At 62.4% G+C, this 25467-nt stretch carries 22 protein-coding genes; 7 read left to right on the plus strand and 15 right to left on the minus strand.

What is annotated here, in order from left to right; genetic code table 11:
* Nucleotides 1–108: 108 nt before the first annotated feature.
* On the plus strand, nt 109–1950 hold the full coding sequence (ilvD, locus tag ABX75_RS07985; RefSeq protein ID WP_034101306.1) for a dihydroxy-acid dehydratase: 1842 nt from the start codon (nt 109–111) through the stop codon (nt 1948–1950).
* Nucleotides 1951–2091: 141 nt separating this feature from the next.
* Here the strand turns inward: ilvD and ABX75_RS07990 are convergent, their stop codons facing one another.
* Nucleotides 2092–3153 (minus strand): hypothetical protein, encoded by a 1062-nt coding sequence (locus ABX75_RS07990; protein ID WP_047881728.1) that lies wholly within the window; start codon nt 3151–3153, stop codon nt 2092–2094.
* Nucleotides 3154–3394: 241 nt separating this feature from the next.
* On the opposite strand from ABX75_RS07990, the gene ABX75_RS07995 reads away from it, so the two are divergent.
* Nucleotides 3395–4786 (plus strand): L-cystine transporter, encoded by a 1392-nt coding sequence (locus tag ABX75_RS07995; RefSeq protein ID WP_047881729.1) that lies wholly within the window; start codon nt 3395–3397, stop codon nt 4784–4786.
* 78 nt (nt 4787–4864) lie between these two features.
* Here the strand turns inward: ABX75_RS07995 and ABX75_RS08000 are convergent, their stop codons facing one another.
* Nucleotides 4865–5377 (minus strand): dihydrofolate reductase, encoded by a 513-nt coding sequence (locus tag ABX75_RS08000; RefSeq protein ID WP_047881730.1) that lies wholly within the window; start codon nt 5375–5377, stop codon nt 4865–4867.
* A gap of 69 nt (nt 5378–5446) precedes the next feature.
* Here ABX75_RS08000 and ABX75_RS08005 point away from each other — a divergent pair, with 69 nt between their 5' ends.
* Both ABX75_RS08005 and ABX75_RS08010 read left to right on the plus strand, forming a co-directional pair.
* Nucleotides 5447–6826 (plus strand): DUF2868 domain-containing protein, encoded by a 1380-nt coding sequence (locus tag ABX75_RS08005; RefSeq protein WP_047881731.1) that lies wholly within the window; start codon nt 5447–5449, stop codon nt 6824–6826.
* Nucleotides 6819–8186 (plus strand): DUF3482 domain-containing protein, encoded by a 1368-nt coding sequence (locus ABX75_RS08010; protein WP_034101312.1) that lies wholly within the window; start codon nt 6819–6821, stop codon nt 8184–8186. Before ABX75_RS08005 ends, ABX75_RS08010 begins: the two co-directional genes overlap by 8 nt.
* On the opposite strand, the gene ABX75_RS08015 is transcribed toward ABX75_RS08010, so the two are convergent.
* From ABX75_RS08015 to ABX75_RS08045, 7 genes are all read right to left on the minus strand, one after another.
* Nucleotides 8177–8737 carry a phosphonate degradation HD-domain oxygenase gene (locus ABX75_RS08015; protein WP_047881732.1) on the minus strand — a complete coding sequence of 187 codons (561 nt, stop codon included), beginning with the start codon at nt 8735–8737 and terminating at the stop codon, nt 8177–8179. The genes ABX75_RS08010 and ABX75_RS08015 overlap by 10 nt on opposite strands.
* Nucleotides 8737–9870 (minus strand): TIGR03364 family FAD-dependent oxidoreductase, encoded by a 1134-nt coding sequence (locus ABX75_RS08020; protein ID WP_047881733.1) that lies wholly within the window; start codon nt 9868–9870, stop codon nt 8737–8739. Before ABX75_RS08020 ends, ABX75_RS08015 begins: the two co-directional genes overlap by 1 nt.
* 119 nt (nt 9871–9989) lie before the next feature.
* Entirely contained in the window at nt 9990–11012 is a 1023-nt protein-coding gene (locus ABX75_RS08025; protein WP_034101316.1) for a putative 2-aminoethylphosphonate ABC transporter substrate-binding protein, read from the minus strand.
* Between the two features lie 22 nt (nt 11013–11034).
* The gene (locus tag ABX75_RS08030; RefSeq protein WP_034115376.1) at nt 11035–12747 is read right to left on the minus strand and encodes a putative 2-aminoethylphosphonate ABC transporter permease subunit; all 1713 of its coding nucleotides are present in this window, start codon (nt 12745–12747) and stop codon (nt 11035–11037) included.
* A 1-nt stretch (nt 12748) separates the two neighbouring features.
* Nucleotides 12749–13813, minus strand: coding sequence for a putative 2-aminoethylphosphonate ABC transporter ATP-binding protein (locus ABX75_RS08035; RefSeq protein WP_034101318.1), 1065 nt, complete (start codon nt 13811–13813; stop codon nt 12749–12751).
* Nucleotides 13814–14049: 236 nt separating this feature from the next.
* A complete protein-coding gene (locus tag ABX75_RS08040; RefSeq protein ID WP_047881734.1) occupies nt 14050–14913 on the minus strand; it encodes a LysR family transcriptional regulator in 864 nt (287 codons plus the stop codon).
* 15 nt (nt 14914–14928) lie between these two features.
* Nucleotides 14929–17181 carry a heavy metal translocating P-type ATPase gene (locus tag ABX75_RS08045; protein WP_034115397.1) on the minus strand — a complete coding sequence of 751 codons (2253 nt, stop codon included), beginning with the start codon at nt 17179–17181 and terminating at the stop codon, nt 14929–14931.
* 85 nt (nt 17182–17266) lie between these two features.
* On the opposite strand from ABX75_RS08045, the gene cadR reads away from it, so the two are divergent.
* Nucleotides 17267–17707 carry a Cd(II)/Pb(II)-responsive transcriptional regulator gene (gene cadR / locus ABX75_RS08050; RefSeq protein ID WP_034101321.1) on the plus strand — a complete coding sequence of 147 codons (441 nt, stop codon included), beginning with the start codon at nt 17267–17269 and terminating at the stop codon, nt 17705–17707.
* 177 nt (nt 17708–17884) lie between these two features.
* Here the strand turns inward: cadR and ABX75_RS08055 are convergent, their stop codons facing one another.
* The 3 genes from ABX75_RS08055 to ABX75_RS08065 form a co-directional block, all read right to left on the minus strand.
* Nucleotides 17885–18718 (minus strand): thymidylate synthase, encoded by an 834-nt coding sequence (locus ABX75_RS08055; protein WP_034101322.1) that lies wholly within the window; start codon nt 18716–18718, stop codon nt 17885–17887.
* 58 nt (nt 18719–18776) lie between these two features.
* Nucleotides 18777–19589, minus strand: coding sequence for a prolipoprotein diacylglyceryl transferase (gene lgt, locus ABX75_RS08060; protein WP_034101323.1), 813 nt, complete (start codon nt 19587–19589; stop codon nt 18777–18779).
* Nucleotides 19590–19654: 65 nt separating this feature from the next.
* The gene (locus tag ABX75_RS08065; RefSeq protein WP_034101324.1) at nt 19655–20437 is read right to left on the minus strand and encodes a sulfite exporter TauE/SafE family protein; all 783 of its coding nucleotides are present in this window, start codon (nt 20435–20437) and stop codon (nt 19655–19657) included.
* A 120-nt stretch (nt 20438–20557) separates the two neighbouring features.
* Here ABX75_RS08065 and ABX75_RS08070 point away from each other — a divergent pair, with 120 nt between their 5' ends.
* Nucleotides 20558–21304: an NRDE family protein gene (locus ABX75_RS08070; protein WP_034101325.1), complete on the plus strand. Its 747-nt coding sequence runs from the start codon at nt 20558–20560 to the stop codon at nt 21302–21304.
* A gap of 63 nt (nt 21305–21367) precedes the next feature.
* Here ABX75_RS08070 and ptsP read toward each other — a convergent pair whose 3' ends face one another.
* Entirely contained in the window at nt 21368–23647 is a 2280-nt protein-coding gene (gene ptsP / locus ABX75_RS08075; RefSeq protein WP_034101326.1) for a phosphoenolpyruvate--protein phosphotransferase, read from the minus strand.
* 22 nt (nt 23648–23669) lie between these two features.
* Nucleotides 23670–24149, minus strand: a complete 480-nt coding sequence (locus ABX75_RS08080; RefSeq protein WP_003176750.1) for an RNA pyrophosphohydrolase — start codon at nt 24147–24149, stop codon at nt 23670–23672.
* A 143-nt stretch (nt 24150–24292) separates the two neighbouring features.
* Between ABX75_RS08080 and ABX75_RS08085 the strand changes: the two genes are divergently transcribed.
* Nucleotides 24293–24949: an HAD family phosphatase gene (locus tag ABX75_RS08085; protein WP_034101327.1), complete on the plus strand. Its 657-nt coding sequence runs from the start codon at nt 24293–24295 to the stop codon at nt 24947–24949.
* A 90-nt stretch (nt 24950–25039) separates the two neighbouring features.
* Here ABX75_RS08085 and ABX75_RS08090 read toward each other — a convergent pair whose 3' ends face one another.
* Nucleotides 25040–25453 (minus strand): DUF2269 family protein, encoded by a 414-nt coding sequence (locus ABX75_RS08090; protein ID WP_034101329.1) that lies wholly within the window; start codon nt 25451–25453, stop codon nt 25040–25042.
* Nucleotides 25454–25467 lie beyond the last annotated feature (14 nt).

Consider the following 25467-nt stretch of genomic DNA (forward strand, 5'->3'; position numbering starts at 1 on the left):
CGCAGCGTTAGAGGCAACCTCCGGACACACGGCTATTTCTGAGTGTTCCAGACGTCAATAGAAGCTCACTCCCCTGTTTAGTACCTGATTAGCCGCCCGGAGTGCTCCATGCCAGATTACCGCTCGAAAACATCCACCCACGGTCGCAACATGGCCGGCGCCCGCGCATTGTGGCGCGCCACGGGGATGAAAGATGACGACTTCAAGAAGCCGATCATCGCGATTGCCAACTCCTTTACTCAGTTCGTACCCGGCCACGTCCACCTCAAGGATCTGGGCCAACTGGTCGCCCGCGAGATCGAACGCGCCGGTGGCGTGGCCAAGGAATTCAACACCATCGCCGTGGACGACGGCATCGCCATGGGCCATGACGGCATGCTGTATTCGCTGCCGAGCCGCGAGATCATCGCCGACTCCGTGGAATACATGGTCAACGCCCACTGCGCCGACGCCATCGTGTGCATTTCCAACTGCGACAAGATCACCCCCGGCATGCTGATGGCCGCCCTGCGCCTGAACATCCCGGTGATCTTCGTCTCCGGCGGCCCGATGGAAGCCGGCAAGACCAAGCTCGCCTCCCACGGCCTGGACCTGGTGGACGCCATGGTCATCGCCGCCGATTCCAGCGCTTCTGACGAGAAGGTCGCAGAATACGAGCGTAGCGCCTGCCCGACCTGCGGTTCATGCTCCGGCATGTTCACCGCCAACTCGATGAACTGCCTCACCGAGGCTCTCGGCCTGGCGCTGCCGGGCAACGGCTCCACCCTGGCCACCCACAGCGACCGCGAGCAATTGTTCCTGCAGGCCGGCCGCACCATCGTCGAGCTGTGCAAGCGTTACTACGGCGAGAACGATGAGTCGGTATTGCCGCGCAATATCGCCAACTTCAAGGCCTTCGAAAACGCCATGACCCTGGACATCGCCATGGGCGGTTCCACCAACACCATCCTGCACCTGCTGGCCGCGGCCCAGGAAGCCGAGATCGATTTCGACCTGCGCGATATCGACCGCCTGTCCCGCCATGTGCCGCAACTGTGCAAAGTCGCGCCGAACATCCAGAAGTACCACATGGAAGACGTGCACCGCGCCGGCGGGATCTTCTCGATCCTCGGCTCCCTGGCCCGTGGCGGCCTGCTGCACACCGACCTGCCGACCGTGCACAGCAAGACCATGGCCGAAGGCATCGCCAAGTGGGACATCACCCAGACCGACGACGAAGCCGTGCACACCTTCTTCAAGGCCGGCCCGGCGGGAATCCCGACCCAGACCGCATTTAGCCAGTCGACCCGCTGGGACACCCTCGACGACGACCGTGAAAACGGCTGCATCCGCAGTGTCGAGCACGCCTACTCCAAGGAAGGCGGCCTGGCCGTGCTGTACGGCAACATCGCCCTCGACGGCTGCGTGGTCAAAACCGCCGGCGTGGATGAGTCCATCCATGTGTTCGAAGGCAACGCCAAGATCTTCGAAAGCCAGGACAGCGCCGTACGCGGCATCCTCGCCGACGAAGTCAAAGAAGGCGACATCGTGATCATCCGCTACGAAGGCCCCAAAGGCGGACCGGGTATGCAAGAGATGCTCTACCCAACCTCGTACCTGAAATCCAAGGGCCTGGGCAAAGCCTGTGCGCTGCTGACCGACGGCCGTTTCTCCGGCGGCACCTCGGGCCTGTCCATCGGCCACGCTTCGCCGGAAGCTGCTGCCGGTGGCGCGATTGGCCTGGTGCAGGATGGCGACAAGGTGCTGATCGACATTCCGAACCGCTCGATCAACCTGTTGATCAGCGACGAAGAACTGGCGGCGCGCCGGGTTGAGCAGGACAAAAAAGGCTGGAAGCCGGTTGAAAAACGTCCACGTAAAGTGACCACCGCGCTGAAGGCTTATGCCCTGCTGGCCACCAGCGCCGATAAGGGTGCTGTGCGTAACAAGGCGATGCTCGACGGTCTGTAAGACCTGCGCCCATAAAAATGCCCCGCCAAGTGCGGGGCATTTTTTTTGCCTGGCCAAATCTCAATGCCAGCGCGCCAGTTAGCACATTTGCAACTGAACTACTGCAATCGGGGGCAAGCCCCCTCCCACATTTTTGAGCAGTTACTGGATTTCATCCGGCTTGACGATCACCCAGTTCTTGTCCGCCGTCACCGGCAAGCCTTCCTTGGCCTGGGCCGCGGCGTGCTTGGCCATCATGCCGTTGAGCTGGGCCATGTATTTGTCCTTGCGGTTGACCCACAGGTGGATACCGCCCTTGGCCACGTCCACATCGTGGAACAACATGTAGCCGTCGCTGGTCGGGGTGTCGCCGCCGACGATCACCGGCTTTTTCCATTCGTCGATGTAGGTGAGGATCGCCGCGTGCTTACCGGCCATCCAGGTCGCCGGGGTCCACAGGTAGGGGGTGAGCTCCAGACCGAGGTTGGCCTTCTCGTCATACTTGCCGGCGCTGATCTGTTTGCGCGCGGTGGTCAGTTCGCCGGTCTTGCGGTCCTTGAGCAAAGTGGTCACGCCAATGACGTTCTCGGGTTTGACGTTGTAGCCGTACTTCGGATCGGCAGCGACCATGCGCACCAGCTCTTCGGAAGCGGCGGTCATCACATACACCTCGATGCCGTTTTCCATCAGCTTGTTGTACAGCTCGGCCTGGGCGGTGAAGACTTTCGGCGGCTGCACTTCGGACGTCTTGACCACATCGCCTTCGTAATAACTGACCGGCACGGGCTTGCCGGAGGCCATCAGTTCGTCGACCTGGACCTTGAGTTCCTTGAGGGTGAAGCCGGAGAACACTTGGGCGACCCATGGGTAGCAGACCATGTCGTCCACTTCGCACAGGCGATAGTAGTAACTGAACAGGCTTTCCTTGTGGTCGGCAGTGTCTTTGAACGGCATCAGCTTGAGCGATGGATCCAGGCTTTCGCGGGTGATGAGCCCCTTGTTTTCCATGTAGGGCAACAGCGACTCTTCGAGGTCGTAGCGGTAGCTGGTGTTGTCCATGTCGAACACCGCGAAGTTACCTTTATTGGCATTGGCGGCGATCATCTCGTTCAGTTGCTTGGCGGCCGGGGCGGGCCAATGTTTCAACTCGGTGGCGGCGAACGCCTGGCTGGCCAAGCCAAGGCAGAATGCGGCGGATACCAATAGTGTCGGCGCGAGCTTCATAGGCGTTGTCTCCCTGAGTGAAAGACACCGACGCTAGCAAATCCCTGTGACAATTCCCGCTTCGAGCACGACCGCACGCGTCCCGTTTCCGCCAAGGCCATGCTCGTGGGCGTCAAACACTTATTCCAAAAACGACAGTCACCATTCCATATCGGTATTAATTCATTATTTATCAAGCTGTTAGGCTCCCCGGTTCGCAATCGCAGGCTCAGGCGATTGGCGCCCTCACAATGGAGTTCAAATGAATCTGCCGCTGATTCTCAACCTACTGGTGTTCCTGGCCCTATTGCTGGGCCTGGCACAAACCCGCCGCACTCAGTGGAGCCTGGCCAAAAAGGTTCTATTGGCGCTGGTACTGGGCGTGGTGTTCGGCGTGGCGCTGCATACCATCTATGGCGCCGGCAACCCGGTGCTCAAAGCCTCCATCGGATGGTTCGATCTGGTCGGCAATGGCTACGTGCAACTGCTGCAAATGATCGTGATCCCGCTGGTATTTGCCTCGATCCTCAGCGCAGTGGCGCGCCTGCATAACGCGGCGTCCCTGGGCAAGATCAGCTTCCTGACCATCGGCACCCTGCTGTTCACCACCGCAATTGCGGCGATGATCGGTATCGGCCTGACCAACCTGTTCGGCCTCACCGCCGAGGGCCTGGTGGCCGGTACTCAGGAAATGGCGCGCCTGCAAGTGATCCAAAACGATTACGCCGGCAAAGTCGCCGACCTGAATATCCCGCAGCTGCTGCTGTCGTTCGTGCCAGCCAACCCATTCGCCGACCTGGCGCGGGCCAAGCCGACGTCGATCATCAGCGTGGTGATTTTCGCCGCGTTCCTGGGGGTGGCCGCGCTGCAACTGCTCAAGGACGATGTGGAAAAAGGCCAGAAAGTGCTCAATGCCATCGACACCCTGCAAGCCTGGGTGATGCGCCTGGTGCGCCTGGTGATGAAGCTCACGCCCTACGGTGTGTTGGCGCTGATGACCAAGGTAGTCGCCGGTTCCAACCTGCAAGACATCATCAAGCTCGGTAGCTTTGTGCTGGTGTCCTACCTGGCCCTGGGCCTGATGTTCGTGGTGCACGGCCTGCTGTTGTCGGTGGCCGGGATCAATCCGCTGCGCTTCTTGCGCAAAGTGTGGCCGGTGCTGACCTTCGCGTTCACCAGCCGCTCCAGCGCAGCGACCATTCCCTTGAGCATCGAAGCGCAGACTCGTCGACTGGGCATCCCGCAGTCCATCGCCGGTTTCGCCGCCTCGTTTGGCGCCACCATTGGCCAAAACGGCTGCGCAGGCCTCTACCCTGCCATGCTGGCCGTGATGGTGGCGCCGACCGTGGGCATCAACCCGCTGGACCCGCTGTGGATCGCGACCCTGGTGGCGATTGTGACCTTGAGTTCGGCAGGCGTTGCCGGCGTGGGCGGCGGCGCGACCTTTGCCGCGCTGATCGTGCTGCCGGCGATGGGCTTGCCGGTGTCACTGGTGGCGCTGCTGATTTCCGTGGAGCCGCTGATCGACATGGGCCGCACGGCGTTGAACGTGAACGGTTCGATGACAGCCGGTGCGATTACCAGCCAGATCATGGGACAGACGGATAAGGGGTTATTGGAGGCGGATGAGCATGCGGAGTTAGCGCAGGCCTGATAGACCGCTATCGGGGGCAAGCCCCCTCCCACATTTGGCGTGCATATCAATGAGGGAGGGGGCTTGCCCCCGATGCTTTTAGGCTTTTTCCCAGACTTCAAAGTTGTAGGCTGGCTTGTCGCCCTCAGCCGCATTCTCAGTATTCGACACCAGCGTCCACTGGCCGCGGTCAAACTCCGGAAACCATGCATCCCCTTCCGGGCTCAACGCCACCCGCGTCAAATACAGGCGATCGGCCTGTTCCAGGCCCTGCGCATACAACTGCGCACCGCCGATCAACATCAGCTCGTCCACGCCCTGCTCCAGTGCCCATGCCTCGGCACGCTGGACGGCGGCCTCCAGTGACGGAAAAACTTCCGCACCTTCAAGCGCCAGGCCGGTCTGACGGCTGACCACCAGGTTCAAGCGCCCCGGCAGCGGTCGGCCCAGGGAGTCCCAGGTTTTGCGCCCCATGATGATCGGCTTGCCGAGGGTGGCGGCCTTGAAATATTTGAAATCCCCCGGCAAATGCCAGGGCATGCGGTTGTCGACGCCGATCACGCGGTTTTCACCGAGGGCTGCGATCAGGCTTAGAGGGAGAGTTTTTTTCATGGCGACGAGAATACCAGAGCCGCGAGTCAGCGGTTATGCTCCAGGCTCACTTGCTCAACAGGACAGCGCGTGACTGCACTGAACTCGCTCCACACACTCTGGCTGACCGAAACCGTGCGCCTGCGTGAAGAACACGCCGGCAACCTCGAAGACTTGGAAGCCAACCGCCTGGCCCGCGCGGCCGGAGGCGACCTGCCAACGCGCATTCAACGCCGCGCCTTGCACCTGGCCGAGCGCGATGGCCTGGTGGTCGCCCTTACCCGCTGGTTACAAGGCGCGCGCCTGGCCCTGGTGCTGCTGGCGATATTCGCGGTGGTCAGCGGCGCCGGCCTGGCGTTTGCCGCGCTGGGCAACGGATTGGCGCCAGTGAACGTGTTCTGGGCCTTGGGCAGCCTGCTCGGCCCGAACCTGATTCTGCTGATCAGTTGGGCCTTGGGCCTGCTATTTGCCGGCGAACATAGCGCCAGCCTCGGGCGCCTGTGGCTGTGGCTCAGCGAAAAATTCGCGCGCGATGCCAAGGCCGCGCAGTTGGCACCGGCCCTGTTACTGCTGTTGCAACGGCAGAAACTCAATCGCTGGGCCGTAGGCGTACTGGTCAACAGCCTGTGGCTGCTGGCATTGCTCAGTGCATTGGTGATCCTGCTGACATTACTCGCCACCCGTCGCTACGGCTTCGTGTGGGAAACCACCATCCTCGGCGCCGATACTTTCGTGGCCGTGACACAAGCACTGGGCACCTTGCCTGCCCTGCTCGGCTTCAATGTGCCGACTGTAGAGATGATCCGCGCCAGCGGGGATTGCGCCCTGAATATCGAGAGCGCCCGCCAAGCCTGGGCCGCCTGGCTGGTCGGCGTGCTGCTGGTCTACGGCCTGCTGCCGCGCCTGACCCTCGCCCTGCTGTGCCTGTGGCGCTGGAAACGCGGGCGCGCGGCCCTGCGCCTGGACCTCAACCTGCCCGGCTATAGCCAACTGCGCGAACGCCTGATGCCGAGCAGCGAGCGCCTTGGGGTCAATGATGCTGCGCCCGAACACCTGCACGCCGTCACTGGCGGCGTCAGTGAACAGCACAGCGCCGGCGCCCTGTTGGTAGCCATCGAGCTGGACGACCAATACCCCTGGCCGCCCAAACTGCCCGCCAACGTCAGTAACGCCGGCATCCTCGACAGCCGCGAATCGCGCCACAAACTCCTCGAACAACTCAGCCGCTTCCCGCCCGCGCGCCTGGCCATCGCCTGCGACCCTCGGCGCTCGCCGGATCGCGGCAGCCTGGCGCTGATCGCCGAACTGGCCCGCAGCGCCAGCGCCACCCGCGTCTGGCTGTTGCAAGCGCCGCCCGGCCAGGCGCTGGACGCCGAGCGCCTGGGCGACTGGCACAACGCGCTGCAACAGCTCGATCTTCCCTTCGCCGACTGCGCGCCGCTGAACTGGCTGGAGACCGGTCATGACTAAGCCTCTGAAACTCGCCGTGGTCGGCCACACCAACGTCGGCAAAACCTCGCTGTTGCGCACGCTGACTCGCGACGTGGGCTTCGGCGAAGTGTCCCATCGCCCCAGCACCACGCGTCATGTGGAAGGCGCACGCTTGTCGGTGGACGGTGAAGCCTTGCTGGAGCTGTACGACACGCCCGGCCTGGAAGATGCCATCGCCTTGCTCGATTACCTGGAACGCCTGGACCGCCCCGGTGAACGCCTCGACGGCCCGGCACGCCTGGCGCGCTTCCTGGAGGGCAGCGAAGCGCGCCAACGCTTCGAACAAGAAGCCAAAGTGTTGCGCCAACTGTTGGCCTCGGACGCCGGCCTGTACGTGATCGATGCCCGCGAACCGGTGCTGGCCAAGTACCGCGACGAGTTGCAGGTGCTGGCCAGTTGCGGCAAGCCGTTGTTGCCGGTGCTCAACTTTGTCAGCAGCAGCGACCACCGCGAGCCCGATTGGCGCGAAGCCTTGGCCCGCCTGGGTTTGCATGCGCTGGTGCGCTTCGACAGCGTGGCGCCGCCCGAAGACGGCGAACGGCGTCTGTATGAAAGCCTGGCGCTCCTGCTGGAAAACGCCCGGCCGCAGTTGGAGCGGTTGATGCTCGATCAGCAAGCCCAGCGCCAGGCTCGCCAGCAAAGCGCGGCGCGGTTGATCGCCGAGCTGCTGATCGACTGCGCCGCGTGCCGGCGCAGTGTGGTCAGCGAGGACGAACACAACGCCATCGGCGAACTGCGCAAGGCCGTACGCCAACGGGAACAAAAGTGTGTGGAAGCCTTGCTCAAACTGTTCGGGTTCCGCCCCCAGGACGCCGCCGCCAGTGATCTGCCGTTGCTGGACGGGCGTTGGGGCGACGACCTGTTCAACCCGGAAACCCTCAAGCAACTCGGCGTGCGCGTCGGCGGAGGCATCGCTGCCGGTGCGGCGGCCGGCGCGGGGGTGGACCTGCTGGTCGGCGGCCTGACCCTCGGCGCCGCCGCCCTGGCCGGCGCCATCGCTGGGGGCGCGCTGCAAACCGCGCGCAGCTACGGCAATCGCTTGATGGGCAAGCTCAAGGGCCACCGCGAGTTGACCGTGGACGACAGCGTGCTGCGCCTGCTCGCCCTGCGCCAACGCCAGTTGCTCAAAGCCCTCAACCTGCGCGGCCATGCGGCGATGCACAGCATCAAAGTCGACACACCCCAGGACAAAACCTGGCGCGAAGGCAAATTACCCGACGCCCTGCATAAGGCCCGCGCCCACCCGCAATGGTCGTCCCTCAACCCTCACGCCAAACTGAGCCAGGCCGAGCGCCAGGAACAGATCGACGCCCTCGCCGAGCGCCTCGATCAGGACTGAGCCGTCAGCAACCGCCGAGCCTTGGCTTTGAGCCATGCAAGGTCGAGCAGCGGCACGTTGGCCTGCTTGGCCTGCTCATCCCAATACCGCAGACGCACACTCACCGCGCAGAGCGGGTCCTGTTCGAAGGCCCGGGCCTCGACGGCACTCATCACGCCGCCTTGATACGCCAGGGTGCGGCGGCTGGCCTCGCTCAGTTGTGCGTAGTAGTCGGGCTGGCTGAAGGTCAGGTAACGCTTGGCCTGGACGTGATATTCCACAAGCCTGGCCAAGCGTTCGCTGAAACCGGCCCGGCGCAGGTAATCCGCCCCCAGCCGCTCATGACTGACCACGCCGTAACCGCCCATGCTCTCGGCACGTTGGTCGCAGAGATGGCCGATATCGTGAAAAAACGCCGCCAATACCACTTCGTCATCGAAGCCTTCGGCCACGGCCTGTTGCGCGGCCTGGGACATATGTTCGATCTGCGACACCGCTTCGCCGATGTAGTCCGCCGTGCCGTGCTGTTCGTACAGACCGAACACCTCGGCAATCACCTGTTCAGGATGCATCACGCCTCACCCCACAGTGCCGCGACGTTGCGCTCGCCCAGCGCCGGCCCCACGCTCATGCCCACGCCGGTATGCATCAACGCGGCACTGACCCCCGGCGCCGCCCGTACGAAAGAAAACGGTCCCGGCCCGCGCGCGCCATAGACCCCCTGCCAGCGCTCGACCACCTGGATCCCACAGCCCAGGGTCTGCTCGGCCAGTTCGAGCATCCAGTTGTCCACCTGTTCGCCGTTGAAGGGCGACGCATCCAGGCCGTAATCATGGGAATCGCCGATGATCAGCTCGCCATAGGGCGTAGGACTGATCAACAGATGAATTCCGTGCTCGTGCAGGTGCGGCGCTTCGCGCAGGATTTGCGCCTGAACCGCCACCGCTTCCGGTAAGTCGGCAAATGCGCCGTAATGCACGCAACTGAGCCCCGTAAGCAAGGCATGCTGCAGGTTCAGATTCAGCGCCGGTCGCGCCCGCAGCATTTGCAAGCGGCAGATACTCGGATGCAGTTCGGCCAACGCTTCGGCCAATAAGGTTTGGTAGTCATGGCCGGAGCAAACGATGATCTGTTCGCCGCGAAAGCTGCCGGCGGTGCTGTGCAACAGGCCCGGCTCGACATCGCGCACCAGGGTGGAAAAGTGAAATTCCACGTTCAGGTGCTGCCTCAGGTAGCGGATCAGCGCCGGGAGCGCCTCGCGTGAATACAGTTGCTGATCGTCGCGGCCATGCAAAGCGGCCCGGTGATGGCGGAACTGGCCGCCGTACAAATCGCGCATCGCCGCACCTTGCAGCAGCTCCACGTTGTACCCGTGTTCCTGCGCGCGCCCGGCGCAGAAGGCTTCCAGCAGGTGTTCTTCCGCTTCGGTGCGGGCGAACAGGTAGGCGCCGTTGCGCTTGAGTTGCAGGCCCGCCACCTGAGCCCAATGCCCCCAGATAGCACGGCTTTGCCGCGCCAGATCGAGCATCGCTCCCGGTGGCTGGCCAGTGACCAAAGCCTGGCCGAAGTTGCGTACCGAGGCGCCCAAGGGCGTAGCGCTGCGTTCGAACACCTTGACCTTGAGGCCGCGTCGAGCCGCGGCGTAGGCGTGGGACAGGCCGAGGATGCCGGCGCCGACAATCAGTAGGTCGCTGTGCTGTGTCATGTAGTGATGTCCTGTTTTCAAGACCGCTATCGGGGGCAAGCCCCCTCCCACCTTTTGAATGCCTTTCAATGTGGGAGGTGGCTCGCCCCCGCTAGGACCTTCAGCCAAAACCCGAGTAATTACTGGCCCGCGACCTTCTCCGACTTACCGTCATAGCGCTTGCGCCATTCGGCCAGGATGCTGTCGCGGTTTTTCGAAGCCCAGGCAAAGTCATTCTTGATCAGGCGTTGTTCGTAGTCGGCCGGCAATTCGGTTTGCGGCTTGGCAATGCCCGGCTGGGCGAGGACTGCGAAGTTGTCCTTGTACAGCTCCATGGCTGCGGGGCTGGCGGAGAAGTCGGCGAGCTTTTTCGCCGCATCGGCGTGGGCGGTGCCTTTCATCACGGCGGTGGCTTCGATGTCCCAGCCCAGGCCTTCCTTGGGCAGGATGATGTCCAGTGGCGCGCCCTGGCGTTTCAACTGCACCGCTGGGTATTCGAAGGAAATCCCGATCGGAAATTCACCGGAAGCCGCCAACTTGCACGGCTTGGAACCGGAATGAACGTACTGGCCGATGTTCTGGTGCAGGTCATCCATGTACTGCCAGCCTTGCTTCTCGCCATAGGTCTGCAACCAGGCGCTCACGTCCAGAAAACCGGTGCCGGATGAGGCCGGGTTGGGCATCACGATCTTGCCTTTGTACTCAGGCTTGGTCAGGTCTTGCCAGCTCACCGGCTTGGTCAGGCCCTGCTTCTCGGCTTCGACGGTGTTGAAGCAGATTGTCGCGGCCCACACGTCCATGCCGACCCACGCGGGCGGGTTGGCAGGGTCGCGGTAATTCTTGCCGATCTTGTCCAGGTCCTTCGGCGCGTAGTTGTCCAGCATGCCTTGCTGGTCGAGGATCGCCAGGCTCGATGCAGCCAGGCCCCACACGGCATCGGCTTGGGGGCGGTCTTTTTCGGCCAGCAGCTTGGCGGTGATGATCCCGGTGGAGTCGCGCACCCATTTGATTTCGATATCGGGGTTCGCCTGTTCGAAGGCCTTTTTATAGGTCTTCAACTGCTCGGCTTCGAGGGCCGTATACACGGTGAGATCAGTTTTGGCGAAGGCATTCAGGCTGAATGCGGTGAGTACGGCAGCGACCAGCGCCAGGGGCTTGAACATGAGGAACCTCCTTCAGGGTTGTTTATTGGCCGGGCGCGCTCTGGCGCCAGGCTTGGGAGCGACGCAGCGCGCCGCGCGATGCCCACGCCAGCAGCAACGAAACGCTGGCCGAGGTGAACAGGATCAGGGTGGACATGGCCGCCGCACCGCCCACGTTCCCGGCGTCGTCCATGTTCAACACGGCGACGGCGGCAAGGATGGTGTCGGGGCTGTAGAGGAAAATCGCGGCGGACACGGTAGTCATCGCCGACACGAACAGGTAGCGCACGATATCCAGCAAGGCCGGCAGGCAGATCGGCACCGTGACTTTCAGGTAATGGCGGTACAGCGGCGCCTTGAGGGACAGCGCGGCGGCTTCGAATTCGGCATCGAGCTGACGCAGCGCGGTGGTGGCGGTCATCTGCGCGGTGGTCAAATAGTGAGCAATGGTGCACACCACCAGCAGGGTCATGGTCCCGTAGAACACATGCAGCGGGTTGCCGTTGAGGTTGAAAAAGAACACGTAGCCCAGGCCCAGCACCAACCCCGGCACCGCCATCGGTACGAAGCTGAGCATGCGCAGCGCTAGGTTGAGGTGCTTCTGGCCCTTGGTCTTTTCCATCAGATAGGCGCCGCTGAAGATCAGGACGCTGCCGATCACGGCCGTACACAGCGCCATGGTCAGGCTGTTGCGGTAGGCCAGCCAACCACCGCCGGCGGTGTCCTCGAACTGGTAATGAGCGAGGGACAGCGACAGGTTGTACGGCCAGAACTTCACCAGGGAGGAATACACCGCCATGCCGAATACCAGCAGCAACACCGCGCAAATCAGCAGCACGATGGCCAGGTAGCAACCGTCCCTCAAGCGCGACGGCGCCGGGCGGAAGACTTGGGCGCGGCCGCTCATGGCATCGCCGTGGCGACGGCGCAACCAGGCGTCCACAGCGAAGCTGAACAGCGCCGGCAACAGCAACACCATGCCGATCAACGCACCGCGACCGAACTGCTGCTGACCGACCACCGCCTTGTAGGCTTCCAGCGCCAGCACCTGATAATCGCCGCCGACCACCACAGGCACGCCGAAATCGGTGATGGTCAGCGTGAACACCAGGCAGAACGCGGCGAACACCGCCTGGCGCGTGGCCGGCCAGGTGATGCTGCGAAACGCCCGCGCCGGGCTGGCCCCCATACTTGAGGCGGCATCGAACAGGCGCGCATCGGCCAGCGAGAGCGCCGACAGCAAAATCATCAGGGCGTGTGGGAAGGTGTAGATCACTTCACCGAGCACGATGCCCCAGAAGCCGTAGATATTTTCCGCGATCAACCCGCGCAACAGGCCTTGGTTGCCGAACAGGTACACCAGCGCAATGCCCGGCAACATCGACGGCGCCATCAGCGGCAACAGCGACAAGCCGCGCCAGATCGCTTTGCCGGGGATCAGCGTGCGTTGCAGCGCGTAGGCAAACAGGTAGGCCAGCGGTACGACGATGGCCGCCACGCTGAGAGAGACTTTCAGGCTATTGCCCAGCAACCAGTGGAAGTTGGCGCTGGTGAGCAGTTCCCGCGCCGCGACCAGGCCGCCACCCTGCCCGGCCTCGTTGCTGAAACCACGCCAGAAAATCGCCAGCAACGGCAGCAACACCGCGACACTCAGCAAGCTCAGCCAGAGCCATTTGCCGCCGACCACAAAAATGCGGTCGCCCCACTCGGCACGGGACACCTGACGCGTCGCAGGCAAGCTCATCACTGCGGCCATCTCAGGCAAACACCTGTAGGCTGCGCGGCGGCAAAGCCACCCAGATGTCCTGGGCGCCCAGGCGCGGCATGGCTTCGGGGGCGAGTTCGGCCAGCAGCGGATGACCGGGCAGGTGCTCCAGCTCAAAGCTCATGCGGCAGCGGTTGCCGAGAAAGGTGATCTCACGGACCTTGGCCGGGAAGAGGTTTTCTTCGTGCACGGGAGGGTTGACGCTGATCGCTTCCGGGCGGCAGAACAGCCGACCGGACTCGGCTCTACCGGCGTCATCGGCCAGGCGCATCGTCATCCCGCCGACCTGGGCATGGCTGATGCTGTTGCGGCTGAACGGCAACCAGTTGCCCTGGCCGACAAACTCCGCCACGAACGGCGTGGCCGGGTGGTCGTAGATTTCCTGCGGCGTAGCGTATTGCTCGACCTTACCGTTGTTCATCACGGCAATGCGGTCGGCCATCAACATGGCTTCGTCCTGGTTATGGGTCACCATCAAGGTGGTGATGCCCAGGCGCCGTTGCAGCTGACGCAGTTCGGTGCACAAGTGCTCGCGCACCCGGGCATCGAGGGCCGACATCGGCTCATCCAGCAGCAGCAACGACGGCGCCGGCGCGAGCGCGCGGGCCAGGGCGACCCGCTGCTGCTGGCCGCCGGAGAGTTGACCGGGGTACTTCTTTTCGCTGCCCACCAGGCCCACCAGCTCCAGCATCTGGCCGACACGCTGGCGCACTTCGTCGCGGCCGCTGCCGGTTAGGCCATAGCCGATATTCGCTTCGACGGTCAGGTTCGGAAACAGCGCGTAGGACTGAAACAGAATGCCGTAGTCCCGCGCCTGCGGCGGCAGCAGGGAAACGTCACGGCCGCCCAGGTAAAGTTCGCCATTGTCCTGGCGCTCCAAGCCGGCAATGCAGCGCAACAAGGTGGTCTTGCCGCAGCCGGACGGGCCCAGCAGGCACACCAGTTCGCCGGCGGCGACGTCCAGGGAGACGTTGTCCAGCGCGGTGAACGCACCGAAGCGCTTCTGGATACCGCGCACTTTCATGGGCGCGCCGGGTTGGGTCAGGGCTGTGTTCATGGTGGCACCTCATCAAACGGATGAAGGCCATGCTAGGCAGGCAATGCGTCGCTCTTGTGGCAGGAAGGCAAAACGCGGCGATAGTGGTATTCGCAGATTTGTGTAGGACTCTTCGAACTGAGTTGCTGGGGTATCGCCAATCGGGGGCAAGCCCCCTCCCACACTTAAAGGCATTCACAATTCAACATGTGGGAGGGGGCTTGCCCCCGATTGGTCCCCAAAGCCACTACAAGGCTTTAGATTGGCGACATTTCTTGGGCCAACCCCAAAAACGCCGCCGGCAGGCGAGCGCCTTTTCGTTCTTTGAGGCAGTACAGATACTCCAGAATCTGCGGCGCATGCTCAAGGGTCAGCACCTTGAGCTGCGGGTCATGGGGCACTTCCTGGCGGGCGATGATGCTGATGCCGATATTGCGCAACACCGCCTCGCGGATCGATTCACGGCTGCCGATTTCCAGCAGCGGCCCGTAGTTCACGCCAGCGCCGCGCAGCATGTCTTCGGTCAGGCGGCGTGTGGTGGAGCCGACCTCGCGCATCAACAGGGTGTGTCCGGCGAGCGCGCTCAACGGCACATGATCGAGTTTGGCCAGGGGATGGTTGCGATGCACCGCCAGCACCAGCGGGTCGGTGCCAAGGACGCGACGTATCAGCCGTGGGTCGTCGAGCAGCTGTGAGGACGCCGCCACATCGACGCGGTAGTCATCCAGCGCTTCGAGCACCTGCTGCGAGTTGCCGATTTCCACCGACACCTCCACTTGGGGTAGGCGCTCGCGAAAGGCTTTGACCAGATCCAGGATGTAGTACGGCGCCGTTGCGGCAATCCTGAGTGCGCCCTGGAACTGACCGTTGTTGCGCAGGAAAAACTCGATATCGGCTTCCTGCTGCAACAGCGTCTTGACCATCGGCAACAGCCGCGCGCCTTCGTCGCTGACGGTGAGGCGGCGCCCGCCGCGATAGAACAGCTCGACGCCGTATTGGCTTTCCAGGTTGCGGATCTGGGTGGTGACCGTGGGCTGGCTCAGGCCGAGCTTTTTCGCCGCCTGGGTAATGCTGCCCAGGCGGGCGACCATAAAAAACGCCTTCAGCTCGGCACTCAGCACACCACCCTCTCTTGTCTATTTGCGCAGCAGGCGCAGGCCATTGAACACCACCAGCAGGCTCACGCCCATGTCGGCAAACACCGCCATCCACATGGTGGCCATGCCCATGAACGTCACCGCGAGGAAGATCGCCTTGATCACCAACGCCAGGGCGATGTTCTGCTTGAGGATACTCGACGTTTGCCGCGACAACCGAATGAATGCCGGAATCTTGCGCAGATCATCGTCCATCAACGCCACGTCGGCGGTCTCGATGGCGGTGTCGGTGCCGGCGGCGGCCATGGCAAAGCCGATTTCGGCGCGAGCCAGGGCCGGAGCGTCGTTGATGCCGTCGCCGACCATGCCCACCCGACGGCCTTGGGTGTAGAGGGTTTCGATGGCGTGGAGTTTGTCGGTGGGCAGCAAATCGCCCTGGGCTTGATCGATACCTACCTGCGCCGCAATCGCCTGGGCGGTGTGGGTGTTGTCGCCGGTGAGCATCAGGGTCTTGATGCCCAATTCATGCAACTGCTGGATGGCTTCTCGGCTGCTGTCCTTGACGGTGTCGGCCACGGCGAACAGCGCCAGCGGGCCGGATTTGTCCAGTAGGAGCACGACCGACTTGCCTTGTTTCTCCAGGGCGAAGAGTTTCTCTTCCAGCGCTGGCGAGCACAGGCCCAGGTCCTCCACCAGGCGGTGATTGCCCAGGTGATAGGTTTCGCCGTTGATATCGCCTCGCACGCCGCGCCCGGCCAGGGCCTCGAAGTTATCCACAGTATGGGTCGGCAGGTTTTTATCCACAGCTGCGTTGGCGATTGCCAGGGACACCGGGTGGTCGGAACGCCCCGCCAGGCTGGCGGCGAGGGCCGGCGCGCTGTCTTCGACAGTGGGGAACAGCGCCAGGTAGTCGGTTTGCACGGGTTTGCCGTGGGTGATTGTGCCGGTCTTGTCGAGGGCCAGGTAATCGAGCTTGTAACCGCCCTCCAGGTACACGCCGCCCTTGATCAGGATGCCTTTGCGCGCCGCAGCGGCGAGGCCACTGACAATGGTCACCGGCGTGGAAATCACCAGCGCACAGGGGCACGCGACCACCAACAGCACCAGCGCGCGGTAGATCCAGTCGAACCAGGCGCCGGCCATGAACAGCGGTGGAATCACTGCCACGCCGAGTGCGAACAGGAACACAGCCGGGGTGTAGATCTTGGAAAAACTGTCCACAAAGCGCTGGGTCGGAGCCCGCGCGCCCTGGGCTTGTTCCACCGCGTGGATGATCCGCGCCAGGGTGGAGTTGTTGGCCGCCGCCGTCACGCTGTATTCCAGGGAACCGGCCTGATTGATGGTGCCGGCGAAGACTTTATCGCCCACCGTCTTCTCAATCGGCAGGCTTTCACCGGTAATCGGCGCCTGATCGACAGTGGATTGACCCGCGGTCACCTCACCGTCCAGGCCGATGCGCTCACCGGGCTTTACCCGCACCACAGCGCCCAGTTCGATGCTTTTAACCTCTTGTTCAACCCAACTGCCGTCAGGCTGCCGCACGGTGGCCTGTTCCGGGGTCATCTGCATCAAACCGCTGATGGCATTGCGCGCGCGGTCCAGGGACTTGGCTTCGATCAGCTCGGCCACGGTAAACAGGAACATCACCATCGCCGCTTCCGGCCATTGGCCGATAAGAATCGCGCCGGTGACCGCGATACTCATCAGCGCGTTGATGTTCAGATTGAGGTTTTTCAGGGCGATCCAGCCCTTTTTATAGGTGCCAAGGCCGCCGCTGAGGATCGACACCAGCGCCACCAAGGCAATCACCCAGGTCGGCGCGGCATTGGTGAAGTGCAGGACTTCGGCGCCTAACGCCCCAAGACCCGACACGGCCAGCGGCCACCAATGTTTCTTGGCCGGGGGAGTAGCGGCGGGCGCGCCCTCTTCGATGGGGTCGGCTTGCATGCCGATGGATTTGATCGCATCGATAATCGGCGCAGTACTCGGCAGGTCATGGGTGACGCCGAGAATGCGATTGATCAGGTTGAATTCCAGCTGCTGCACGCCAGCGAGCTTGCCCAGCTTGTTCTGGATCAGCGTCTGCTCGGTGGGGCAGTCCATGGCTTCGATACGGAAGGTGCTCAGCCGCGAACCGGCGGTGGGTGCTTCGCTCAGTGTCACCACCGCAGGCGCGGGGCCACCGGAACAGCAGGAGCCGCCGTGGCCGTGATTGTGTACGGGCGTGAGTTTTTCAGTGCCATGATCGTGGGTGTGATCATGTTTATGCGGGGTGTGGTGGGAATCGCTCATGCTGTGGCGTCCGTAAGAGTGCTTGTTGCCAAGTAAAGACCCTGTAGCCACTATAGGGTCAAGCACCCATTTGGAGATTGCTGCGATGAAGATCGGCGAACTGGCCAAACTCACCGACTGCCCGGTGGAGACCATCCGTTACTACGAGAAGGAAGGCCTGCTGCCCCCCCCGGCGCGCACCGATGCCAACTACCGCGTGTACACCCAGGCGCACAGCGAACGGCTGGTGTTTATCCGCAACTGCCGCAGCCTGGACATGACCCTTGAGGAAATCCGCAGCCTGCTCAGCCTGCGCGACAGCCCTCAGGACCAGTGCGAAAGCGTCAATGCGTTGATCGACGAGCATATCCAGCATGTAAAGACGCGCATCGACGGGCTGCTGGCCTTGCAGGAACAATTGCTGGACCTGCGCCAACGCTGTGGGGGCGGGGATCACTGCGGGATTTTGCAGCGGTTGGAGGTCAACGGCGGAGTGCTGGCGAGCGAGGCCGAGCCCTCACACGTAGGCAGGAGCCACGGGCATTGACTCATGCGAACACTGTTCAAATGTGGATGGGGGCTTGCCTTGGATGCGGAATTTCAGCTGACCTACCGCAATCGGGGGCAAGCCCCCTCCCACATTTGACAGCGTGAGGCTCTAACCCTCTCCCACTTCGGACAGCGTCAGGCTCTAGCCCCCTCCCATATTGGACAGCGTCAGGCTCTAGATAGCGACATCGGCCTTGATGCTCGGATCGGCGTCGTAACCCACGATCTCGAAGTCTTCGAACTTGTAGTCGTAGATCGACGCAGGTTTACGCTTGATCACCAATTCCGGCAGCTTCTTAGGCGTGCGCGCCAGCTGGGTCTGGATCTGTTCCATATGGTTGCTGTAAGCGTGGGTGTCGCCGGTGGTGACGATGATCTCGTGGGGGATCAGGTCGCACTGTTGAGCCAGCATATGGGTCAGCAACGCCAGGGCGGCGGTGTTGTATGGCAGGCCGAGGAACACGTCGGAGCTGCGGATATACAACTGCATCGACAGGTGACCGTCATGCACGAACGCCTGATACAGCAGATGGCACGGCGGCAGGGCTTGCTTGCCGTTGCGCGCGTTTTCCTGGGGGCTCTTGGTTTCGTCGGGCAGGTACTCGACGTTCCAGCCGTGGAACAGGATGCGACGGCTGTTGGGGTTGGTCTTAAGGGTGTGAACCATATAGTCGATCTGATTGATCGTGCCGCCGTCCTTGGTCGGCCAGGCGGTCCATTGCTCGCCGTAGACCGGGCCCAGGTCGCCGTCTTCGGTGGCCCATTCGTCCCAGATGCGCACGCCGTTTTCATTGAGCCATTTGATGTTGGTGTTGCCGCTCAACATCCAGATCAACTCGTTGGCGATGCTTTTGAAGTGCAGCTTCTTGGTGGTCAGCAGCGGGAAGCCGTCGGCCAGGTTATGCCGATACTGGCGAGCGAACACGGCCTTGGTGCCGGTGCCGGTGCGGTCGCCCTTGGTCAGGCCATTGGTCACGACGTCGTGCAGCAGTTCGAGATATTGCTTCATGTGGATACCCGTTTCGTTGAAGCCTGGGCCCAGCGCGGCTGGGCCCAGGCGTTCGAATTTAAAGCGCGGTGTTCTTCAGCGGCTGCGGGCGATTGTACGCCCACCACAGCAGGCCCAGGCCGACCAGGATCATCGGCAGGCTGAGGATCTGGCCCATGGTCAGCCAGCCCCACGCCAGGTAACCCAGCTGCGCATCCGGCACCCGTACGAATTCGACGATAAACCGGAAGATCCCGTAGAACAGCGCGAACATGCCGGACACGGCCATGGTCGGGCGCGGTTTGCGCGAGAAGATATACAGAATCAGGAACAGTGCCACACCTTCCAAGGCGAACTGGTACAGCTGCGACGGATGGCGCGGTAACTGGGCCGGGTCGCTGAACGGCGGGAATACCATGGCCCACGGCACGTCGGTCGGCTTGCCCCACAACTCGGCGTTGATAAAGTTACCGATGCGCCCGGCGCCCAGGCCGATCGGCACCAGCGGCGCGACAAAGTCCATCAATTGGAAGAACGACTTGCCGTTGCGCCGACCGAACCACCAGGCCGCGATCATCACGCCGATAAAGCCGCCGTGGAACGCCATGCCGCCCTTCCACACTTCGAAAATCAGCATCGGGTTGGCGATATACGCCGACAAATCGTAAAACAGCACATACCCCAGGCGTCCGCCGACGATCACCCCCATCGACAACCAGAACACCATGTCGGAGAGTTTCTCCTTGGTCCAGGTTGGGTCGAAACGGTTCAGGCGCCGAGACGCCAGCAACCACGCGCCGCCGATGCCGATCAGGTACATCAACCCGTACCAGTGGATTTTCAGCGGACCGATGGCCAGGGCCACCGGGTCGATCTGCGGGTAAGGCAGCATTGCGACTCCTCGTTAAATCATTCGTTATGGCGTCCGGACCATGCCCGGGCGCGATTAAGCCTTCGTTACAGCAAAAAATTCAAACCGACGCACAATAGCAACCCGGCAAACAGCCGCTTGAGCAGGCGGGGCGACAGCCGGTGCGCCAGGCGTGCACCGAAGCGCGCGAACACCATGCTGGTCAGGGCAATGCCCAGCAGGGCCGGCAAATACACGAACCCCAGACTATGAGCGGGCAACAGCGGATCATGCCAGCCCAGAATCATGAAACTTAATGCACTGGCCAGCGCAATCGGCAGGCCGCAGGCCGACGACGTCGCCACTGCCTGCTGCATCGGCACGCTGCGCCAGGTCAGGAATGGCACGGTCAGCGAGCCGCCGCCAATCCCGAAAATCGCCGAGGCCCAGCCGATCACAGTGCCGGCCAGGGTCAGACCGACCTTGCCCGGCACCGTTCGACTGGCCTTCGGCTTGACGTCCAGGCCCAGTTGCAGCGCCACCAGCAGGGCAAATACGCCGATGATCTTCTGCAAGTGCGGCCCGGAAATCGCTTCGGCGGTCAGCGCGCCAAAACCGGCGCCGATCAAGATGCCGACGGTCATCCACACAAAGATCGGCCAGCGCACCGCGCCACGCCGATGGTGCTCGCGCACGGCATTGACCGAGGTAAAGATGATAGTCGCCAGGGACGTTCCCACCGCCAAGTGCGTCAGTACCTGCGGGTCGAAGCCCTGCAAGGTGAAGCTGAACACCAGCACCGGCACGATGATGATCCCGCCGCCCACACCGAACAGCCCGGCGAGCACGCCCGCACAGGCGCCAAGCACCAGATACAGCAGAAATTCCATGGGAGCCCCCGAAACAAGTCCGGCATGTTAACGGATGGAAGGCATGCGACCCAACTGGAGACGATGGAACGCTTCTGCTTGAGTGAGTAGAGTGGCAAAAAACACAAAAGGGATCGCCTGATGTGCTTGATCGTTTTCGCCTGGCGGCCGGGTCATGCCCAGCCGCTGATCGTCGCGGCCAACCGCGATGAGTTCTACGCCCGCCCTACGCTGCCGCTGGCCCAGTGGCCGGATGCGCCTCACGTGTATGCCGGTCGCGATCAGGAAGCCGGCGGCACCTGGCTGGGGGTGAGTGCCGATGGGCGGTTTGCGGCGCTGACCAATATCCGCGATCCGCACCAGCCGCCGGCACGTAAGTCCCGCGGCGAGCTGGTGGCGCGGTTTCTCAGTGGTTCACTGCCGATTGACGAGTATTTGGCCGAAGTAAATGGCCGATCCATCGAATATGCCGGCTTCAACCTGCTGGTGGGGACGCGGGAAGAGATGTGGCATTACAACGCCAATCACACCGAGCCTGCCCGGTTGGAGGCGGGAGTGTATGGGTTGTCCAATGCCGGGTTGGATACGCCGTGGCCGAAGCTGCTCAAGGCCAAGGCAGCGTTAAGCCAGGCGCTGGATGATCCGCACCCGCATACCTTGCTGGCGTTGTTGAGTGATCCGCAGACCGCGCCGTTCGCCGAGTTGCCGGATACCGGCGTGGGGCTGGCGACTGAAAGCCTGTTGTCGAGCGTGTTTATCGCCAGCCCTACTTATGGGACCCGAGCCAGCACAGCATTGATCGTGAATGCCGACGGCACACGGTGGATGGTGGAGCGTAGTTTCGGGCCCAAGGGCGGGCGGCTGGGCGAAGTGGAGATCAATCTCTAGCCACACCACAACGCCGGTGTGGGAGGGAGCAAGCCCCTCTCACAATTCTGATCGGTGTCAGCGTTATAGGGTTTTCGCCGAAGCCGGATTGATCATCCGCGTCAGCCCCAGGTTTTTCAGGGCCAATTGCAGCGAGCTGTGGATAACTTGCGGGTTGTCGATGGTCATCACTTCCGCCAGCAGATCCTTGGCCATGCTCAGGTTGACCTGACGCAGCAGCCACTTCACTTTCGGCAGGTTGGTGGCGTTCATCGACAAGCTGTCAAAACCCATCGCCATCAACAGCACTGCCGCTGCCGGGTCGCCGGCCATTTCGCCGCAGATACTCACTGGTTTGCCTTCGGCATGGGCGTCGCGAACCACATGCTGCAAGGCTTGCAGCACGGCCGGGTGCAGGTAGTCGTACAGGTCGGCAACCCGAGGGTTGTTGCGGTCCACGGCCAGCAAGTACTGAGTCAGATCGTTGGAGCCTACCGACAGGAAGTCCACCTGCCGCGCCAGCTCCTTGGCCTGGTACACCGCTGCCGGGATTTCGATCATCACGCCAATCGGCGGCATCGGTACGTCGGCGCCTTCGTCGCGCACTTCACCCCAGGCCCGGTGGATCAGGTGCAACGCTTCTTCCAGCTCGTGGGTGCCGGAGATCATCGGCAACAGAATACGCAGGTTGTTCAGGCCCTCGCTGGCCTTGAGCATGGCGCGGGTCTGCACCAGGAAAATCTCAGGATGGTCGAGGGTCACGCGAATACCGCGCCAGCCGAGGAACGGGTTGTCTTCCTTGATCGGGAAGTACGACAGCGACTTGTCGCCGCCGATATCCAGGCTGCGCATGGTCACCGGCAACGGGTGGAACGCCGCCAACTGCTCACGATAGATCGCCAGCTGTTCCTTCTCGCTCGGGAAACGCTGGTTGATCATGAACGGCACTTCGGTGCGGTACAGCCCCACGCCTTCGGCGCCTCGCTGTTGCGCGCGGGCCACGTCGGCCAGCAAGCCCGTGTTGACCAGCAGCGGCACGCGGTGGCCGTCGAGGGTCACACACGGCAACTCGCGCAGGGAATCGAGGCCCAGCGCCAATTGCTTCTCTTCTTCCACCACCTCGGCATATTGCTTGCGCAGCACTTCGCTGGGGTTGGTAAAGACTTCGCCGCGATGGCCGTCGACGATCATGTCGATGCCGTCGACTTTGGAATACGGCAGGTCCACCAGGCCCATCACCGTCGGAATGCCCATGGCGCGGGCCAGGATCGCGACGTGGGAGTTACCCGAACCGAGTACCGACACCAGGCCCACCAGTTTGCCTTCCGGTACTTCGCCGAGCATGGTGGCGGTCAGTTCTTCACTGATCAGGATGGTGTTGTCGGGGTAGACCAGGTTGGTGCTGCGATCTTCCTGCAAGTAGGCCAGCAGACGGCGACCGAGGTCACGCACATCCGAGGCGCGCTCGCGCAGGTAGGCATCGTCCATCATTTCAAAACGGTTGACGTGATCGCTGACCACCTGACGCAACGCGCCCTGGGCCCACTGGCCGGTCTTGATCACGGTCTTGACTTCGTTCCCGAGGGACGCGTCGTCAAGCATCATCTGGTACACCTCGAACAGCGCCCGCTCTTCGGGGCGCAATTGGGTGGCCAGTTTGTTCGAGAGGTTGCGCATGTCGGCGCGCACGCCTTCGAGGGCGGTCTTGAACAGTTTGATTTCGGCGTCGATGTCGGTGATGGTTTTGTCCGGCACCACATCGAGGTCGGCCGGCGGCAGCATGACCACCGCCGTACCCACAGCAGCACCTGGCGAACCCGGCACGCCGACGAACTTGGCTTCCTGAATACCCTTGCCCTGACGGCCCAGGCCACGGATGGAACCGGTGGCCTCGGCGTGGGCGATAACCCCGGCCAATTGCGCGCTCATGGTCACGAGGAAGGCTTCTTCACCTTCGTCGAACTGGCGGCGTTCTTTCTGTTGAATGACCAGCACGCCGACAACGCGGCGGTGGTGAATGATGGGTGCGCCGAGAAATGAGGCGTAGCGCTCTTCGCCGGTTTCGGCAAAGTAGCGATAACGCGGGTGATCGGCCGCATGTTCAAGGTTCAGGGGTTCTTCACGCGTCCCCACCAAGCCAACCAGACCTTCATTGGGCGCCATGCTGACCTTGCCGATGGAGCGCTTGTTCAAGCCCTCGGTGGCCATCAGCACAAAACGGTTGGTCTCGGGGTCCAGCAGGTAAACCGAGCAGACCTGGCTGCCCATGGCTTCCTTGACGCGCAACACAATAATCCCCAACGCCGCCTTGAGATCCTTGGCGGAGTTAACTTCCTGGACGATCTTGCGCAGCGTATTGAGCATGGCTCGGGGTCGAACTCCGTCGTCAGTCGCGCGCTAAAAGGCGCGGGGCAAGCTCTTTGAGAGCGCGACGATAAACTTCGCGCTTGAATGTCACCACCTGGCCCAGCGGGTACCAATAACTGACCCAACGCCAGCCATCGAACTCCGGTTTACCGGTCAAATCCATCCGCACCCGCTGCTCATTGGAGATCAGGCGCAGGAGAAACCATTTCTGCTTCTGGCCGATGCACAGCGGTTGGCTGTGGGTACGCACCAGGCGTTGCGGCAAACGATAGCGCAACCAGCCACGGGTACAGGCCAGAATTTGCACATCTTCGCGCTCAAGGCCGACTTCTTCGTTCAACTCACGGTACAAGGCGTCTTCAGGGGTTTCGTCGGGGTTGATTCCGCCCTGAGGAAACTGCCAGGCATCTTGGTTGATTCGGCGAGCCCATAGCACCTGTCCGGCATCATTCGTAAGAATAATCCCGACATTTGGACGGAAACCATCGGGGTCGATCACGGCAACAACCTCGCAAACGCATGTCGCCGCATTGTTCCACAAAGCTTGCGCAAGCGGCAACGAGGCTTCTTAGCTTATGTGCACTCTTGTGAAAAGACCGTATTCTGGACGCCTTTTTACAGACATTTCAGCGAGTAACTGCAATGCGCCTGGCTTTATTCGACTTGGACAACACCCTTCTCGGCGGTGACAGCGACCACGCCTGGGGCGATTACCTGTGTGAACGCGGGATTCTCGACCCGGTGGCCTACAAGGCTCGCAACGACGAGTTCTACCAGGATTACCTGGCCGGCCAACTGGACAATGCCGCTTACCTGAACTTCTGCCTGGAAATCCTCGGCCGCACCGAGATGGCCCAGCTGGACGCCTGGCATAACGACTACATGCGCGACTGCATAGAACCGATCATGCTGCCACGCGCCTCCGAACTGCTGGCCAAGCACCGCGACGCCGGCGACAAGTTAGTGATCATCACCGCCACCAACCGTTTCGTCACGGCGCCGATTGCCGCACGCCTGGGCGTGGACACCCTGATCGCCACTGAATGCGAGATGGAAAACGGCCGCTATACCGGACGCAGCACGGATGTGCCGTGTTTCCGTGAAGGCAAGGTGACGCGCTTGAATCGTTGGCTGGAAGAGACCGGGCATAGCCTGGAAGACAGTTACTTCTATAGCGACTCGATGAACGACTTGCCGCTGTTGGAGCAGGTGGCGAACCCGGTGGCGGTCGACCCGGACCCGAATTTGCGCGCCGAAGCCGAGAAGCGGGGTTGGCCGGTGATTACCCTGCGTAGCTGATAGCGCTATCGGGGCAAGCCCCCTCCCACAAGGACTCGGTTAAATGTGGGAGGGGGCTTGCCCCCGATACAGGCGACACGATCCAACGGGTTAAACCGGCTTGGCCCCCATCAACCCGGCAATCGCCACAAACCCCACCAGGCTGACCACCGCTAGCACCAAAGTGAAATTCAGGCTACCGCCCTCGCCCTTGCGCAACCGGTTGAGCCGCGCCACCAGCCAGAACCAGGCCAGCGCCGCCACGGTGTAGAGCAGGCTGGAGCCCAGAATCCAGGTCTGCCCCAACGGCCAGCCCACCAGGTGCACCAGCCACCAGCCGGTAAATGGCATGCTGAGCAGGCAAACCCCCATCAGCAACCATACGAACGCCCAAGGGCGCTGCACGACCACCGCCGGACCGGCGCTGCGTTTGCGCCAGGCCAACAGCGCCAGGCCCAGGCCGCAGAGCAACAACACCGCAGTGGCCGCAATGTGGATAACTTTGAGGGTGATCAGGGTTTGCATGTGTCGTATTCCTT

Origin of the sequence: Pseudomonas sp. ARP3, from assembly GCF_001029595.1 — a bacterium.
GTDB lineage: Bacteria > Pseudomonadota > Gammaproteobacteria > Pseudomonadales > Pseudomonadaceae > Aquipseudomonas > Aquipseudomonas rhodesiae.